Raw genomic sequence first — 16,252 nt, forward strand, 5'->3', positions numbered from 1 at the left:
TGGGGTTTTCACGTTCAGCGCGCGCCGCCCGGAGGCGGAGCGTGATCAGTCGTCCTGCTCGGGCGTGTCTTCTTCGCCGCGCGCCTGGCGCTCGGTGTTCTTGACGCCGGTGTGACGCACGTCGGCGCCCTTGACCATGTAGATCACGCGTTCGGACATGTTCTTGGCATGGTCGCCGATGCGCTCGAGCGCGCGGGCGATGAAGATCATGTCGATGGCGCGCGAAATGGTGCGCGGGTCTTCGATCATGTAGGTGATCAGGTGGCGCAGCGCGCCCTTCCATTCCTTGTCCACTTCCTTGTCGCTGCGCACCACGGCGGCGGCCAGGATGGGATCGAGGCGGGCGAAGGCGTCCAGGGCCTGGTGCAGCATGGTGCGCACGTTCGAGGCCATGTGGCGCAGTTCGATCACCGGGATGTGGCGGATTTCGGATTCGTGCACGCGGCGGGCCACGGTGGCGACCTTCTCGGCCTCGTCACCCGAACGCTCCATGTCCGTCAGCATCTTGGACACGGCCATCAGCATGCGCAGGTCGATCGCGGTGGGCTGGTGGCGGGCCAGGATGCGGCTGATGCTTTCGTCGATCTCCACTTCGTGGCGATTGACTTCCTTTTCGCGCTCGCGCACCTTCTCAACCAGCGTCAGATCGCCGCTGGCCAGCGCGTCGATGGCCTCCTGGATCATGGCTTCGACCACGCCGCCCATTTGCAAGAACTGCGAACGGACGCTTTCCAGATCAGCGTCGAACTGCTTGTTTGTATGCTCCGTCATCCGGGCTCCCTGCGTGGTTGATCTCATTGCATTGCCCCGATATGAAAGCGTTTCAAGTATGGGCCTGCACAACCCGCAAGGTTATGACCCAAGTGTGACAGGATTATGAATCGCGCCCGGACCGCCCGCAAGGGCGGCCGGGGCCCGCGATCCGCGCTCAGGCGCGGCGATCCAGGCGGCGGATGCCGTTCTGGGTGGCCAGCAGCGCCACGTCGGCGCCGGCGATGGCGAACAGGCCGCAGGTGACCACGCCCGCCAGGTTGTTGACGCGGGCTTCCAGGCCCGGCGCGTCGGTGATCGACAGGCCGGCAACGTCCAGGATGATGTTGCCGTTATCGGTGACGAAGCCTTCGCGCAGGCGCGGCTGGCCGCCCAGCGCGACCATGGCGCGGGCCACCGATTCGCGCGCCATCGGGATGACCTCGATCGGCAGCGGGAACTTGCCCATGACCTCGACCAGCTTGGACTCGTCGACGATGCAGACGAAGCGGTCGGCCACCGAGGCCACGATCTTCTCGCGCGTCTGCGCGCCGCCGCCGCCCTTGATCATGTGCAGGTTGGCGTCGATTTCGTCGGCGCCGTCCACGTAGATCGGCATCGAGGTCACGTCGTTCAGGTCCAGCACTTTCAGGCCATGGCCGGCCAGGCGCGCGGCGCTGCGTTCGGAACTGGCGACGGTGCCGCCGATACGGCCCTTGAAACGCGCCAGGCCGTCGATGAAGAGATCGGCGGTCGAGCCGGTGCCCACGCCGATGATGACATCGGGGCCGGCGACCTGTTCAACCAATTCCAGGGCGGCGTCTGCGGCTTGCTGCTTGAGTTCTTGCTGGGAGAGCATGGCGGGAATGCGGAAAAAAGGTGAGTGAAGCGGGGAAATTTAGCACGCGGCCGCCGCCGGCCAGGCCCGCGCCAGGATCGCCGCCACGTCGGTGCCGGCCGCCAGCTCGCCGAACACCCCACCCGCCGCGCCCAGCCGGCTGCCGACGAAACCCCGCGCCACCGGCTCGGGCGCATGCCGGATCAGCAGCGCCGCCTGCCACAGCCGCGCCAGCCCGCAGGCGACGCGGCGGGCCTGGAACTCGGCCTGGGCCGGGTCCGCCAGCAGCGCCCGCCACTGCGCCAGCGCGGCGTCGAACTCACGGTGCTGGCCGATGGCGGGCGCGAATTCGGCTTCCAGCGCCGGCAGCGCCTCGGGTTCGCGCTGCAAGGCCCGCAGCACATCCAGCGCCATCACGTTGCCCGAGCCCTCCCAGATGGAATTGACCGGCGTTTCACGGTACAGGCGCGGCATCGGCCCCTCTTCGACATAGCCGTTGCCGCCCCAAGCCTCCATGCATTCGGCCACCGCCGTGATGGCGCGCTTGCAGACCCATAGCTTGGCCGCCGGCGTGCCGACCCGCGCCAGCGCGCGGGCGCCGGCGTCGGCGCGCTCGTCCACCGCGCGCGCCAGGCGCAGCGCCAGCGCCTGCGCGGCTTCCGATTCCAGCGCCAGGTCACCCAGCACGTTGCGCATCAGCGGTTGCGCCAGCAGCGGCTTGCCGAAGGCGTGGCGGTGCCCGGCGTGGTGCAGCGACTGCACCAGCGCCTGGCGCAACAGCGCTGCGCTGCCCAGCACGCAGTCGAGCCGGGTGGTGGCGGCCATCTCCAGCAGCACCGCCAGGCCACGGCCGGGCTCGCCGACCATCACGCCCCAGGCGTCCTCGAATTCGACTTCGGCGCTGGCGTTGCTATGGTTGCCGAGCTTGTCCTTCAGGCGGCGGATGCGCACCGCGTTGCGCGGGCCATCCGGAATCCAGCGCGGCACGAAAAAGCAGCTGAGTCCTTCGTCGGCCTGCGCCAGCACCAGGTGGGCGTCGGCCTGCGGCACCGAGAAGAACCATTTGTGGCCCACCAGCTGATAGGCGCAGCCGCGGCCGGCCGCCCCCAGCGGCGCGGCGCGGGTGGTGACCGCGCGCAGGTCGGAACCGCCCTGCTTTTCGGTCAGGCCCATGCCGATCAGGGCGCCGCGCTTGCCCGCCAGCGGCGCGTCGGCGCCATCGAATTCACGCGAATACAGCGCCGGCAGCCAGTCGCCGCCGTAGTCCACCACGCCCGCCGGTTCGCGCTGCAGCAGCGGCACGGCGGCGAAGGTCATGGTGGTCGGGCACAGCGTGCCGGCCTCGACCTGGCCCTGCATCAGGTAGGCCGCGGCCCGCGCCACCTGCGCGCCCGGCACCGGCTGCGCCCAGGCGCGGCTGTGCAGGCCGCGCGCCACGATGCCGCTCATCAGCACCTGCCAGGCCGGATGGAAATCCACGTGATCGATGCGATGGCCGCCGCGGTCATAGGCCTGCAGCCGGGGCGGACAGCGGTTGGCGTCGGCGCCCGCGGCCAGCGTCTGCGCCCGGCCGAGCCAGGCGCCATGCGCGGCCAGGTCGCCGGTCCAGGCGCCGGCGCCCTCGCGCGCGGCGGCCTCGCGCAGCGCCGGGTCGGTGTCGAACAACGAATAGTCTTCCAGGGGCGGGACCTGGTTGAGGACGGTATGGGTCACGAACGACGGCATGCTGGCTGCTCCTATTCGCTATTCGATGGCGCGCCGCGACGGCCGGCGCATCCCGCCCGCGCGCCTATCTGGCGATGGGCGCCACCCGCTGCCAGGGCCGCAGGGCCTCGACCTGGGCGGCCAGTTCCAGCAGCCAGGCCTCGCTGCCCAGCGGGCCCATGACCTGGATGCCGATCGGCAGGCCGTCGGCCGACAGGCCGAACGGAATGGAAATGGCGGGCATGCCCGTCAGGTTGGCCAGCGGCGCGAACGGCGAATAGCCGATCACGCCCTTCTTGCCCAGGCGGTAGGCCAGGTAGTCGGCGTTGTCCATCGCGTAGCGGCCGATGGGCGCCGGCAATTGCGCCAGCACCGGCGACAGGAACAGGTCGTGGCCCTGCGTGCCTTCGCGATGCAGGAAGCGGCCGATGCGGCGCGTGATCTCGTGGCAGCTGTCGACGCAGGCCACGTACTGGGCGCCGGAAATGGCGCGGGCGTATTCGCGCGCGCCGAGCGTGGTGGGCTGCAACTCGTCGGCGGCCAGCCGGCGGTTGCGGGCGCCGACGTAGCTGTCGATGGCGTTGGCGGCGGCGCTGGCGATCAGCGGCAGCATCGGCGACAGCACTTCCTCGGAGCCCACCGGCGGCGCGGCCACCACCAACTCGTGGCCCAGGCCGGCGAACAGGCGCGCGGCCTCGTCGACCGCCGCCGCGACCTCGGGATGGATGGCTTCGCCCTCGTAGGTGGTATTGATATAGGCGATGCGGCGGCGCGGCGCCGATCCCGGATCGGCCGACACCCGCGCCACGATGTCGCGGTACGACTCGCCCGGCCTGGCCGGCGCAGCATAGGGCGCGCCGACGTCAGCGCCGGCGCTGATGTCCAGCGCCGCCGCGCAGTCGCGCACCGACAGCGTCATCATGTGTTCGGTGGCCAGGCCGCCCCAGCCCTCGCCCTTGAGCGGCCCCAGCGGCATCATGCCGCGCGAGGGCTTCAGGCCCAGCACGCCGCAGCAGGACGCGGGAATGCGGATCGAGCCGCCGCCATCGCTGCCGTGGGCGATGCGCACCATGCCGCTGGCCAGCGCCGCGCCGGCGCCGCCGCTGGAACCGCCGGCGCTGTGGCCGGTCTTCCAGGGGTTCTGGGTGGGCGCGCCGTAGACGGGCGATTCGCTGGTGGGGCTCAGGCCCAGTTCGGCGCTGGTGCTGCGGCCGAACGGGATCAGGCCGGCGCGGCGGTAGCGCTTGACGATCTCGGCGTCGACGCTCCAGTCGACCTTGCCGTACAGCACCGAACCCATGGCGCTGGGCAGGCCCAGCGCCGCGGTGCCGAGGTCCTTGAGCAAGGTCGGCACGCCCAGGAACGGACGTTCATGCAGCAGGGCCAGGCGCTGTTCGGCGCTCAGCGCCGCCAGCTCGCCGTCCAGCGCGCGCGCCAGGTCCAGGCCCAGTTCGGCCTGCACGCCGCAGGCCGCGTTGATCGACGGATTGCGCGCCGCCACCCGCTCGAGCGCCTGCTGCATCGCGGCAAGCGCCGTCGTGGCTCCCTGGGCGATATCGGCGCCCAGCGCCATCGCGTCGAAGGAAGAGGAATCAACTCGGTCAGCCGTGCCCATGCTTACGATGCTCCAGGTATCGACGGCGGAATGCCGCAAGTATGAGGATATCGACAGAGCGCCCGGGTCACAAGCCGGGCCCGGCGGCGGCCGCGCGAATCAGGCGCCGGAACCCGGTGCAGCCGGCGTGGCCGGCGCCTCGTCCGTGGCGGCGGCGTCTTCCGCGCCGTCGTAGGCCGCGGCGCCTTCGCCGCCCAGCAGGCGCAGCGCCTCGGCCTCGGGCAGGGCCTCGACGCTCTTCAGGTTGCGCAGCATGGCGCGCGTGCGCACCTCGGTCTGGCCGATCTTGCTGCTGGCGGTGTCCAGCGTCTTCTTGACGCCGGCCAGCGCGTCGCCGAACTTGCCGAACTCGGTCTTGACCGCGCGCAGCACCTGCCAGACCTCGGACGAACGCTGCTCGATCGCCAGCGTGCGAAAGCCCATCTGCAGGCTGTTGAGCAGCGCCGCCAGATTGCTGGGCCCGGCCACGTTGATGCGCAGGTCATGCAGGCGGTCCAGCAGGCCGGGGCGCCGCAGCACTTCGGCGTACAGGCTTTCGGTGGGCAGGAACATGATGGCGAAGTCGGTGGTGTGCGGCGGCGCCACGTACTTGCTGGCGATCAATCGCGCCTGCACTTCGACCGCCTTGCCCAGCGCGGCGCCGGCGGCCTTCACGCCCTCGGCGTCGGCCGCCTCCTGCGCGTCCATCAGGCGCTCGTACTCTTCCTTGGGAAACTTGGCGTCGATCGGCAGCCAGACCGGCGCGGCGCCATCGCCCCGCCCCGGCAGGCGAATCGCGAATTCGACCACCGCGTCGCTGCCAGGCACCGGCTTGATGTTGGCGGCGTACTGCTCGGGGGTCATGTTGTCCTCGATCAGCCGCGCCAGTTGCACCTCGCCCCAGGTGCCGCGCGACTTGACGTTGGTCAGCACGCGCTTGAGGTCGCCCACGCCGGCGGCCAGCGCCTGCATCTCGCCCAGCCCCTTGTGCACGGCCTCGAGGCGGTCCGACACCTGCTTGAACGATTCGCCCAGGCGCTGCTCGAGCGTGGCGTGCAGTTTCTCGTCGACGGTGCGGCGCATGTCGTCCAGCTTCGCGCCGTTGTCATTCTGCAACGCCTGAAGGCGCTGATCGACCGTGGTCCGCACCTCCATCAGGCGCCGTTCGTTGATCTGGATGAGCCCCTGCAACTGCTCGCCGAAACCGGCGGCGAAGCGCGCCAGCGACTCGGCCGATTCGGCTCGCGCCGCCTGCGCGTCCCGCGTCAGGGCGGCGCGCAGGTCGCCGTGGGATTGGGCAAGTTCCTGGCGCAGGCCGCGGGTGGATTCGGCGAACTCGGCGCGCAGGCCGCGCTGGCTCTCCGCCATGTCGGCGCGCAGGGCGCGTTCGGTGCGTTCCAGGCCTTCCAGCAGCGCGTCGAGCCGGTCGTCGCGCGCCGGCCGCGACAGCCAGGCCAGCAAGGCAATCAGGCAAGCCAGCACCGCGCCGCCGGCAGCCACCCAAAGCAGAACATCATTCGACAAAACGGCCCCTTTCAACACCGCGCGCCCACGCCGGACGCGTGAAATTATAGGACGGTGATCCGGCCCCGGCAGTCAATCTCAGTAGTCATCAGAAACGACTTTCTGGGCGCGCAAAAAGCGAAAGGCAAGCAACGGCATTAAACTGTTAACAACTTACATATAACCTTAAAAACAGTTGAACACAGCTGATCTCCCACCATTCTGCCCGCAGCCTGTCGCTTACGGCACTGTTTTCGGACCATTGAATCTCAATGACGAAACGCCGGTCGCGACGGGCGGGGACCGCCATATCTTCCAGCATCCCCACGCGCCCTCCCTGCTCGTCAAGATCATGGACATGCAGGCGCGTGCCGTCTACCTCGAAACCCGCCCGTTCAAGCGCTGGTACAAGCAGTACCAGCGCGAAAGCGCCTACCGCGTCTACCTGAACGAAATCACCGAATACGTCACCACCACCACCCGCCCCTCGGGCGTGTGGCAGGTGCCGATGGCGCGCATCCTGGGCCTGGCCCAGACCACCCTGGGCCTGGGCCTGCTGGTCGAGAAGATCACCGACGAGATCGGCAACATCGCCCCCACGGTGGCCGACCTGGCGCGCCAGGGCAAGATGGACGAGGCACTGTCGGCGCGACTGGACGAGTTCGTCGAGGATCTGGCCGACGCCCACGTGGTGCTGCACGATCTGTCGCCCAGCAACATCGCCTGCGGCCTGAATGCGGACGGCAAGTCAGGACTATTCCTGATTGACGGCTTCGGCGTCCTGCCGCTGGTGCCGGTGTACGCCTGGAGCAAGCGCCTGAACCGCTATCGCATCCAGCGCAAATACGCCGAGATGCGGGCCACCATGGCCGAGCACGCGCGTGAAATTGCGCTCAAGGCCGCGGGCCGCGCCAACGAAGGCGCCCCCAAGACCTGAATCGCGCTCAGGGCGCCCGCTTGAGCGGCGTCCCCTGCCGGTCCACCCAGTGATAGTCGCGCCCCGCCTGCTGCCCGCGACGCAGCGGATTGCGGGTGCACCAGGCCGCATAGGCCGGATCGACATAGCGGTATTCCAGGTGTTCGTCACGCCCGGCGGGAATGCCCAGCCGGGTGGTGCTGATGAGCGCCTGCGGCGATTCGCCCACGTCCTCGACGTACAGCGCGCCCGGATCGAAGCGGCGCGCATCCCAGTCCGGCACCTTCAGGCCGAGCGCGCGGCACAGCAGCGTCTGGCCGGCGCACAGCCGCCCCGGCGGCCGCGGCTGCCCCCGGGCATCGGGGTTCAGGGCCTGCATGCGGGCCAGCGCCTCGGGGCCGGACACGGCATCGACCCAGGGATAGGCCGACTTGATCAGCACCGCGTTGCCGGGACCGCCCGCGCTGAAATTGAGCGAGTCGCCGCCGCGCGCGTAATACATGTAGACCACGCCGCCATCCATGAACAGGGCGCGGCGCTTGTGGGTATAGCCGAGCGAGGCGTGGCTGCCCTTCTCTTCCAGGTAATAGGCCTCGGTCTCGATGATGCGCGCCGACAGCCACAGGCCGTCGACGCGATGGCGCACCACCTTGCCCAGCAGCTCGCGCGCCAGCTGGCGGGCGTCGCGATCAAAAAAGGCATCGGGCAACGCCTTGCCGGCGTCGCGCGATGCCTTGTCGGCCCTGGCAGCCACGGTGTCAGGCGAAGCGTTCGCCGTAGCGCTTTTCGCTGAAGCCGACGCCGACTTCGCCATCCGGCGAGACCGCCACCGGGCGCCGCACCAGCGCCGGGAACTCGGCGATCAGCTTGGTCCACTGGGCGTCTGTGCTGGCCGTCTTGCGATCGTCCGGCAGGTTGCGCCAGGTCATGGAGGCGCGGTTGACCAGCTTTTCCCAGCCGCCGAGCTGACCGGCCCAGTCCTTCAGGGTGGCAGCAGCCACGGGATGGTCACGGTAGTCGATGAACTGGTGGTCGACGCCGTGCGCGGTCAGCCACTCGCGCGCCTTGACGCAGGTGCTGCACTTGGTCAGGCCATACAGGGTGGTTTGCTTCATTTGGGTTCGGACTCCTTGCGCCATTGCATGCGGTTGGCCAGGATGACGCAGGTGCCCACCGCCAGGATGAACAGCGTCGCCAACGCATTGATCTCGGGTTTCAGGCCCAGCCGGACCCGCGAAAAGACTTCCATCGGCAGGGTGCTGGAGCTGGGGCCGGACAGGAACGACGCCAGCACCACGTCGTCCAGCGACAGCGTGAAGGATAGCAGCCAGGCCGAGGCCAGCGCCGGCGCGATCAGCGGCAGCGTGATCTTGAAGAACACGGTGATGGGCGTGGCGCCCAGGTCCAGCGCGGCCTCTTCCAGCGAGCGGTCGAGGTCGCGGATGCGGGTCTGGATCACCACCGCCACGAAGGCCATGCACAGCGTCACATGGCCGACCCAGATGGTGAAGATGCCGTTCTCGGCCGGCCAGCCCAGGTGGCCGCGCAGCTCCACGAACATCAGCAGCAGCGAGATGCCCAGCACCACTTCGGGGATCACCAGCGGCGCGCTCAGCATGCCGACGTACAGCGCGAAGCCGCGGAAACGGCCCATGCGCCCCAGCACGTAGCCGGCCCAGGTGCCGATGATGACGGCGGCGGTGGCGGTCATGGCGGCGATGCGGAACGACAGCCAGGCCGCGCGCAGCAGCGCGTCGTCGTTGAACAGCGAGTGGTACCAGCGGAACGAGAAACCGGTCCAGGAGGTGACGGCGGGCGATTCGTTGAACGAGAACACCATCAGGCTGATGATGGGCACGTACAGGAAGAAGTAGCCCAGCCCCAGCACCACGGCGCGCAAGGTCTTGTTGGGACCGTTCATTTGCGGCCTCCGCTGGCCAGTTCCTGCTGCTTGACCTGGTTGTACTGGAACAGCGCCAACGGCACCAGCAACAGCAGCACCATCACGCAGGTCACCGCCGAGGCCATCGGCCAGTCGGTGTTGTTGAAGAACTCGTTCCACATGACCCGGCCCATCATCAGCGTGTTGGCGCCGCCCAGCATTTCGGGAATGACGTATTCGCCGACCGCCGGGATGAACACCAGCATGGCGCCGGCGATGACGCCCTGGCGCGACAGCGGCACGGTGATCTGCCAGAACGCCTGCCAGGGCTTGGCGCCCAGGTCGTAGGCGGCTTCCAGCAGGCGCAGGTCCATCTTCACCAGCGTGGCGTACAGCGGCAGGATGAAGAACGGCAGGTACGCATAGACCATGCCGATGTACACGGCCAGGTCGGTACGGTAGATCTCCAGCGGGCTGGAGATGATGCCGAGCCATTGCAGGAAATTGTTCAAGAGGCCGTCGTTGCGCAGGATGCCGACCCAGGCGTACACGCGCAGCAGCAGCGAGGTCCAGAACGGCAGGATCACGCCCAGCAGCAGCAGGTTGCGCACGCGCGGCGACGACCGCGCGATGTAATACGCCATCGGATAGCCGATCAGCACACAGGCCAGCGTGGTGATGGCGGCGATCTTGACCGAACTGAGGTAGGTGGCGAAATACAGGCTGTCGGTGAACAGCAGGATGTAGCCGCGCAGGTGCAGGCTGAACTGCACCGCCTCGTCCTTGAATTCGGCCAGCGCGGTGTACGGCGGAATGCCGAACTTGAGCTCGGCGAAGCTGATCTTGAACACCAGCAGGAACGGCACCAGCAGGAACAGCACCAGCCAGGCGAACGGCGGCACCACCGCCAGCGTCCGGCCCGAGGGCAGCCAGTCGCGGGGCGAGAAGCGGCTCATGACGCCAGCACCGTCGCGCTGTCGGCGTCCCAGCTGACGAAGATTTCTTCGTCGATGCCCGGGGCGTCCAGCTGGGCCAGTTGCAGGCTGGGCACGCTGGCCTCGACCATGGCGCCGGAATCCAGCCGGATCTGGTAGAGCGCGTAGCTGCCCATCCAGGCCATGTGGCTGACCATGCCGTGGGCCCAGTTGTAGTCGCCGGCGGGCTGCTCGCGCGACACCACCATGCGCTCGGGCCGGATGGAGACGTGCACGTCCATGCCCAGCGGCTCGCTGACGCCGTGGCTGACGTACAGCGGGCGGCTCAGTTCGGGGCTTTCGATGGCGACGTGGTCGGGTTCATCGACCACGATGGTGCCGGTGAACATGTTGGTCGAACCGATGAAGCTGGCGACGAAGCGCGAGTTGGGGAAGGCGTAGACGTCCTGCGGCGTGCCGCACTGGACGATCTGGCCTTCGGTCATGACCGCCAGGCGATGCGCCATGGTCATGGCCTCTTCCTGGTCGTGGGTGACCATGATGCAGGTCACGCCGACCTGCTCCAGGATCTTGACCAGCTCGATCTGGGTCTTCTGGCGGATCTGCTTGTCCAGCGCCGACATCGGCTCGTCCAGCAGCAGCAGCTTGGGCCGCTTGACCAGGCTGCGCGCCAGCGCCACGCGCTGCTGCTGGCCGCCGGACAGCTGGTTGGGCTTGCGGCGCGAATAGCCGGCCATCTGCACCAGGTTCAGCGCCTCGAACACGCGGTCGTGGATCTCGGCGCGGTCCACGCCTTCCTGCTTCAGGCCGAAGGCCACGTTGGCCTCGACCGTCATGTGCGGGAACAGCGCGTACGACTGGAACATCATGTTCACCGGCCGCCGGTACGGCGGCACGTTGGTGATGTCCTCGCCATCGAGCAGGATCTGGCCCGAGGTGGCTTCCTCGAAGCCGGCCAGCATGCGCAGCAGGGTCGATTTGCCGCTGCCCGAGCTGCCCAGCAGCGCGAAGATCTCGTTGCGCTTGACCGAGAGATTGACGGAACGGACGGCGACCACGTCGCCGAAGATCTTCACCACGTCGGTCACCCGGACGAACTCGTCCGGATCGGCCGCAAGCTGCGCCGAGTAACGGCTATCGGTCATGATGCTCAGCGCCCCGATTTCAGCTCGGCCCACATGCGCGTCTGCAGGCGTTGGATGTTCAAGGGCTGCGCCTTGATGACATACAAGGTCTTGGAGACCTCGGGCGACGGGTAGATCATGGGGTTGTCGGCCACGTCCTTGACCACGTACTGCCGCGCCTCTTTGTTGGCGTTCGGGTAGAACATGGTGTTGGTGATGGCGGCGTGGACCTTGGGCGTCTCGATGTAGTTGATGAACGCCAGGGCTTCTTCCGGATGCGGCGCGTCCTTCGGGATGACCATCAGGTCGAACCAGGCCGGGGCGCCGCCCTTGGGAATGAAGTAGTTCACTTCATAGGCCTTCTTGGCTTCCTGGGCGCGCTTGCGGGCGATCATGACGTCGCCCGAGAAGCCGTAGACCATGCACAGGTCGCCCACGGCCAGCTCGTCGATGTAGCCCGACGAGCTGAACTGGCGGATGTACGGACGGATCTGCTTGAGCACGTCCAGCGCGGCCTTGTAGTCGTCCGGGTTGGCGCTGTTCGGATCCTTGCCCAGGTACTTGAGCACGGCCGGGAACACCTGCGCGGCCTCGTCCAGCATCGAGATGCCGCACTCCTTGAGCTTGGCGGCGTTCTCGGGCTTGAAGATCATGTCCCAGTTGCCCAGGTCGACGTTGTCGCCCATGATCTGCTTGACCTTGGTGACGTTGTAGCCCAGGCCGTTGGTGCCGTAGCCCCAGGGAATGGCGTATTCGTTGCCGGGATCGACCGAGGCGACCAGCGCCATGACGTCGGGGTCCAGGTACTTCCAGTTGGGGATCTTGGACTTGTCCAGTTTCTGGAACAGGCCGGCCTCGATCTGGCGCGAGGCGTAATGCGTGGACGGGACAACGACGTCGTAACCCGATTTGCCGGCCAGCAGCTTGGCCTGCAGCGTGTCGTTGCTGTCGTAGACGTCATAGCGGACCTTGATGCCGGTTTCCTTCTCGAAACCGGAGATCGTGTCCGGAGCCGTGTATTCGGCCCAGTTGTAGACGTTGACGACCTTGTTCTGCGCCATCGCCGCCGACGTGGCTGCCGCGACCAGCATCGTCCCCAGCGCCCAGCGCATTCCCGCCCGTAGTTTCATTACCAGCCCCCCAGCCATATGCCGTAAGTTACAGGAGTACCAAAAGGCGGAATCATAAAGCCTTTTAGCGATGACCTGCCCAACTTTACCGGGAGATTTACCCCAATTTGCCGCAATTGGGCCCCCATTGCGGCCCGCGGCCAACGCCCCGGCTCAGGGCTGCACGCCGACGCCCCAGGCGGTCCAGTAGCTGTCGCGCAACTTGAGCCAGAAACGCTCGCCGTCTTCGCCGGCCACCTTGACCAGCGAACGGCGCAGGCGTTCCAGGTTGCCCTGGCGCTGGCGGTCGGACAGGCCGCCCTGGGTGCCGCGGTCGAAGTCGATCAGCCAGACCTGACCGTCGGACCCGATCAGGATGTTGAAGGCGTTCAGGTCGGCGTGCCAGACGCCGGCCCGGTGCATGCGCGCGATGGCCTCGGCCACCGGCTGCCACAGGGGTTCGGCCAGCGCCAGGGCCAGCGGCCGCACGCCGGGAATGCGTTCGACCACGATGGCGGCGCGGTAGGTCGGCCCCTGGCGCCAGTAGGCGGCGGCCAGCGGCGCCGGCACCGGCAGCCCCTGGGCGCGCATGGCGGCCAGCAGGCGGAACTCACGGAAGCTGCGGGTGCGGTCGGCACCCGCCCACAGGTAGGTGTCGCGGCTGAGCTTGGCGATCAGGCCGCCGCGCCGGTAGCGGCGCAGCACGCCCTGCCAGCCCTGCCCCTGCACGAACCAGGCGGCCTGGCGGCCGCCGGCGTCCACCGGCCGGGCGCGGTCGCCGTAGTGGGCCGGGTTGAACACTTCGGGGCCGGACTCGCCCAGGCGCGGGTCGGCCAGCATGGCGCCGGCCAAGGGCGCCGGCCAGCGCTGGCGCCGGGCGCCTGAGGGATCCCGCTCAGCCTTCACGGTTGCGCATCCAGTCGGCCACGCCGAAGAAGGCCTGCAGCAGGCGCTCGACCAGGGCGGGGTCGATGCCCTCGTCTTCCATGGCGCGGCCCATGCAGGCCACCCATTGATCGCGTTCGATCTCGCCGATCGAGAACGGCAGGTGCCGGGCCCGCAGCCGCGGATGGCCGAAGCGCTCTATATAGTGGTCGGGGCCGCCGAAGTAGCCGCACAGGAACCAGAACAGCTTGTCGCGGGCCTCGTCCAGGCTGGGGCCGTGCGCGGCCCGCAGCTCCTTCAGGTCCGGCTCGATGTCCATCAGGTCATAGAAGCGGTCCACCAGGGCTCGCACGCCGGGCTCGCCGCCCAGGAGATCGAAAATGCTGCGGGAGGTTTCCACGGGTTCGGCAGGGGTTTGGACGGAGGACGTCATCAGGTTTCTCTCAGGGTGACCAGCGGCGGGGTGCGCAGCACGCCACGCAGCGCCAGCGCGCCACCGGCCCAGGCGCCGAGCATACCCGCGCCCACCCCTACCAGCCAGGGCCAAAGGCTGAGGGTAATGGTGAAATCGAAAACCTGGGTTGATAAAACCCAAGCGATCGCGCTGGCGCCGGCCGCCGCCAGCAGGCCGGCCAGGCCGCCAACCGCCCACAGTTCGATGCGCTGCGAGCGCGCCAGCTGGCTGCGGGTGGCGCCCAGGGCGCGCAGCACCGCGGCTTCGCGCATGCGCTCGTCGCGGGTGGCGGTCAGCGCGGCCGACAGCACCAGCACGCCGGCCGCCAGGGTGAACAGGAACAGCAGCTGCACCGCGCGGCCGACCTCGTTGAGCACCGACTGCAACTGTTGCAGGATGGCGCCCACGTCGAACACAGTCAGGTTCGGGAACTGCCGCACCAGCGCGGGCAGCACCTGGGCCTTTTCCGGCGGCAGGTAGAAGGATGTGATCCAGCTTTGCGGCATGTCGGCCAGGGTATCAGGCGTCAGGATGGCGAAAAAATTGACGCGCATCGTATCCCAATCCACCCGCCGGGTGCTCGACACGGCCACCTCGAACTGCTGGCCGGCCACGTCGAAGGTCATCTTGTCGCCCAGCTTGATGCCCAGGGTCTTGGCCAGGCCCGACTCCAGCGACACCTCGGCCGAGCCCGGCTTGAGCCAGCGCCCTTCCTCGATGCGATTGGACGACGGCATCTGCTCGCCATAGGACAGGTTGAATTCCCGGTCCACCAGGCGCTTGGCGCGCGGCTCCTCGTAGTCGTCCGGCCCCACCGGCTTGCCGTTGACCGCGATCAGGCGGCCGCGCACCATCGGCGACAGCACGATCTGGCCCAGCCCCTCTCGGGTCAGCGCGTCGGTCACGGCCTGGCGCTGGTCGGGCTGCACATTGATGAGGAAACGGTTGGGCGCGTCCGGCGGCAGCGTGCGCTGCCAGCCCTGGATCAGGTCGGTGCGGGTCATCGCCAACAGCAGCAGGGCCATCAGGCCCACCGCCAGCGCGCACACCTGGGTGATGGTGGCGGCGCGCCGGCGCACCACGCCGGCCAGCGCGAACCGCAGCGCCGGCAGGCCGGCGGCCAGGCCGCGCAGGCGCGCCAGGCCCAGGATGCAGAGCCACGCCACCAGCGCGAACAACGCGAAGGCTCCCAGGAACCCGCCCGCCACCACGCCGCCCAGTTTGGCATCGCCGGCGAACCACCAGATCAGCAGCGCGAAGCCGACGGCGCCGACGCCGTAGCCGAGCGCGCTGCGGGCGCTGATGACGTCGGCGTCGCGCCGCAGCACCCGCGCCGGCGGCACGTGCCGCAACTGCGCCAGGGCCGGCAGGGCAAAGCCCAGCAACAGCAAGAGGCCGGTCAGCAGCCCCTGCAGGGCCGGGATGGCCGAGGGCGCGGGCAGGGTCGTGTCGATCAGCGTGCCCAGCAGCATCACCAGCACCTGGTGCACCGCGTAGCCCAGCAGGCAACCGGCGGCCGAGGCGAACAGCCCGACCAGCGCGAATTCCAGGGTCAGCATGCGCGAAACCTGCGACTGCACCGCCCCCAGGCAGCGCATCACGGCGATGCCGTCGCGGTGCCGCGTCATGTAGCGGCCGGCCGCCAGCGCCACCGCCACCGCCGAGATCAGCACCGCCAGCAGCGCCACCAGCGACAGGAAGCGCTGCGCACGGTCCAGGGTGCGGCGCACTTCGGGCCGGCCCGATTCCAGCGTGGCGACCTTCTGGCCGCGCTTGAGGTTCTGGCCGAGCCAGGCCGAATAGTTGGCCACCGCATCCGGCTGGCCGGCCACCAGCAGGGCGTAGCCGATGCGGCTGCCGGGCGCGATCAGCCCGGTGGCCGGCAGGTCGCTGGCGCGCAGCATCACCCGCGGCGCGACGTTGACGAACTGCATGCCGCGGTCCGGCTCATAGGTGATGACCCGGTCGATGCGCAGGTGGGCGTCGCCCACGTTCAGGGTGTCGCCCACTTTCAGGCCCAGCAGCGACAGCAACTGGCCGTCGACCCAGACCGCGCCCTCGGGCGGGATGTCGCGGGTGGCGCCGTCGGGGCTGAAGGGTGCGTCGGTCACCCGCAGGGCGCCGCGCAGCGGGTAGCCCGGCTCGACCGCCTTCAGGGCGGCCAGCTGGGCGCCGTCGCCGGCGCTGACCATGGACGGGAACTGCCAGGTGCTGGAGACTTCCAGGCCCCGCTCGCGCGCCTGGTCCAGGAAGGCCGCGGGCACGGGCTCGTCGGCGTCCAGCACCAGGTCGGCGCCCAGCATCTGCCCGGCGTCGCGCTCCAGCGCCCGGCTGACGCGGTCGGCCAGGAAGCCGACGCTGGTGACGGCGGCCACCGCCACCACCAGGGCCAGCACCAGCAGCCGCAGCTCGCCGGCGCGGGCGTCGCGCATCATCATGCGGGCGCCCAGCGCCAGGGTGGTCCAAAAGCCGGGGCGCCTGGCCCGTGAGACATCAGGGAAATCCATCATCTGCCAATGTTAACCAACGGCCGGAATGGGGGCCGAATCCCGCTATCA

General features: G+C 68.8%; 15 protein-coding genes. 1 reads left to right on the plus strand and 14 read right to left on the minus strand.

What is annotated here, in order from left to right:
• Positions 1-45: 45 nt before the first annotated feature.
• From phoU to rmuC, 5 genes are all read right to left on the minus strand, one after another.
• Complete coding sequence (gene phoU / locus I6I07_RS29340) at positions 46-771, minus strand: phosphate signaling complex protein PhoU (RefSeq protein WP_198484738.1); 726 nt, start codon at positions 769-771, stop codon at positions 46-48.
• 157 nt (positions 772-928) lie between these two features.
• Entirely contained in the window at positions 929-1,609 is a 681-nt protein-coding gene (rpiA, locus tag I6I07_RS29345; RefSeq protein ID WP_061071973.1) for a ribose-5-phosphate isomerase RpiA, read from the minus strand.
• 39 nt (positions 1,610-1,648) lie between these two features.
• Positions 1,649-3,313 carry an isovaleryl-CoA dehydrogenase gene (locus tag I6I07_RS29350; RefSeq protein ID WP_198484739.1) on the minus strand — a complete coding sequence of 555 codons (1,665 nt, stop codon included), beginning with the start codon at positions 3,311-3,313 and terminating at the stop codon, positions 1,649-1,651.
• A gap of 64 nt (positions 3,314-3,377) precedes the next feature.
• Entirely contained in the window at positions 3,378-4,907 is a 1,530-nt protein-coding gene (locus I6I07_RS29355; RefSeq protein ID WP_198484740.1) for an amidase, read from the minus strand.
• A gap of 99 nt (positions 4,908-5,006) precedes the next feature.
• Positions 5,007-6,410 (minus strand): DNA recombination protein RmuC, encoded by a 1,404-nt coding sequence (rmuC, locus tag I6I07_RS29360; protein WP_420094532.1) that lies wholly within the window; start codon positions 6,408-6,410, stop codon positions 5,007-5,009.
• Positions 6,411-6,585: 175 nt separating this feature from the next.
• Between rmuC and I6I07_RS29365 the strand changes: the two genes are divergently transcribed.
• Positions 6,586-7,326: a PhoP regulatory network YrbL family protein gene (locus I6I07_RS29365; RefSeq protein ID WP_198484741.1), complete on the plus strand. Its 741-nt coding sequence runs from the start codon at positions 6,586-6,588 to the stop codon at positions 7,324-7,326.
• A 7-nt stretch (positions 7,327-7,333) separates the two neighbouring features.
• Here I6I07_RS29365 and I6I07_RS29370 read toward each other — a convergent pair whose 3' ends face one another.
• From I6I07_RS29370 to I6I07_RS29410, 9 genes are all read right to left on the minus strand, one after another.
• A complete protein-coding gene (locus tag I6I07_RS29370; RefSeq protein WP_198484742.1) occupies positions 7,334-8,059 on the minus strand; it encodes a DNA-3-methyladenine glycosylase in 726 nt (241 codons plus the stop codon).
• Between the two features lie 4 nt (positions 8,060-8,063).
• Entirely contained in the window at positions 8,064-8,420 is a 357-nt protein-coding gene (locus I6I07_RS29375; RefSeq protein WP_198484743.1) for a Spx/MgsR family RNA polymerase-binding regulatory protein, read from the minus strand.
• On the minus strand, positions 8,417-9,226 hold the full coding sequence (locus I6I07_RS29380) for an ABC transporter permease subunit (protein WP_006384055.1): 810 nt from the start codon (positions 9,224-9,226) through the stop codon (positions 8,417-8,419). Before I6I07_RS29380 ends, I6I07_RS29375 begins: the two co-directional genes overlap by 4 nt.
• Complete coding sequence (locus I6I07_RS29385; RefSeq protein WP_006393877.1) at positions 9,223-10,143, minus strand: ABC transporter permease subunit; 921 nt, start codon at positions 10,141-10,143, stop codon at positions 9,223-9,225. Before I6I07_RS29385 ends, I6I07_RS29380 begins: the two co-directional genes overlap by 4 nt.
• On the minus strand, positions 10,140-11,267 hold the full coding sequence (locus I6I07_RS29390) for an ABC transporter ATP-binding protein (protein ID WP_198484744.1): 1,128 nt from the start codon (positions 11,265-11,267) through the stop codon (positions 10,140-10,142). The genes I6I07_RS29385 and I6I07_RS29390 overlap by 4 nt, the downstream gene beginning before the upstream one ends.
• 5 nt (positions 11,268-11,272) lie before the next feature.
• Positions 11,273-12,376: a polyamine ABC transporter substrate-binding protein gene (locus I6I07_RS29395; protein WP_035360136.1), complete on the minus strand. Its 1,104-nt coding sequence runs from the start codon at positions 12,374-12,376 to the stop codon at positions 11,273-11,275.
• 153 nt (positions 12,377-12,529) lie between these two features.
• Positions 12,530-13,195 carry a 3-deoxy-D-manno-octulosonic acid kinase gene (locus I6I07_RS29400; RefSeq protein ID WP_420094601.1) on the minus strand — a complete coding sequence of 222 codons (666 nt, stop codon included), beginning with the start codon at positions 13,193-13,195 and terminating at the stop codon, positions 12,530-12,532.
• Between the two features lie 55 nt (positions 13,196-13,250).
• Entirely contained in the window at positions 13,251-13,673 is a 423-nt protein-coding gene (locus tag I6I07_RS29405; RefSeq protein WP_006393873.1) for a group II truncated hemoglobin, read from the minus strand.
• Positions 13,673-16,204, minus strand: coding sequence for an ABC transporter permease (locus I6I07_RS29410; RefSeq protein WP_198484746.1), 2,532 nt, complete (start codon positions 16,202-16,204; stop codon positions 13,673-13,675). Before I6I07_RS29410 ends, I6I07_RS29405 begins: the two co-directional genes overlap by 1 nt.
• Between the last annotated feature and the right edge of the window lie 48 nt (positions 16,205-16,252).

It is taken from the genome of Achromobacter deleyi (assembly GCF_016127315.1).
Taxonomy (GTDB): domain Bacteria; phylum Pseudomonadota; class Gammaproteobacteria; order Burkholderiales; family Burkholderiaceae_B; genus Achromobacter; species Achromobacter insuavis_A.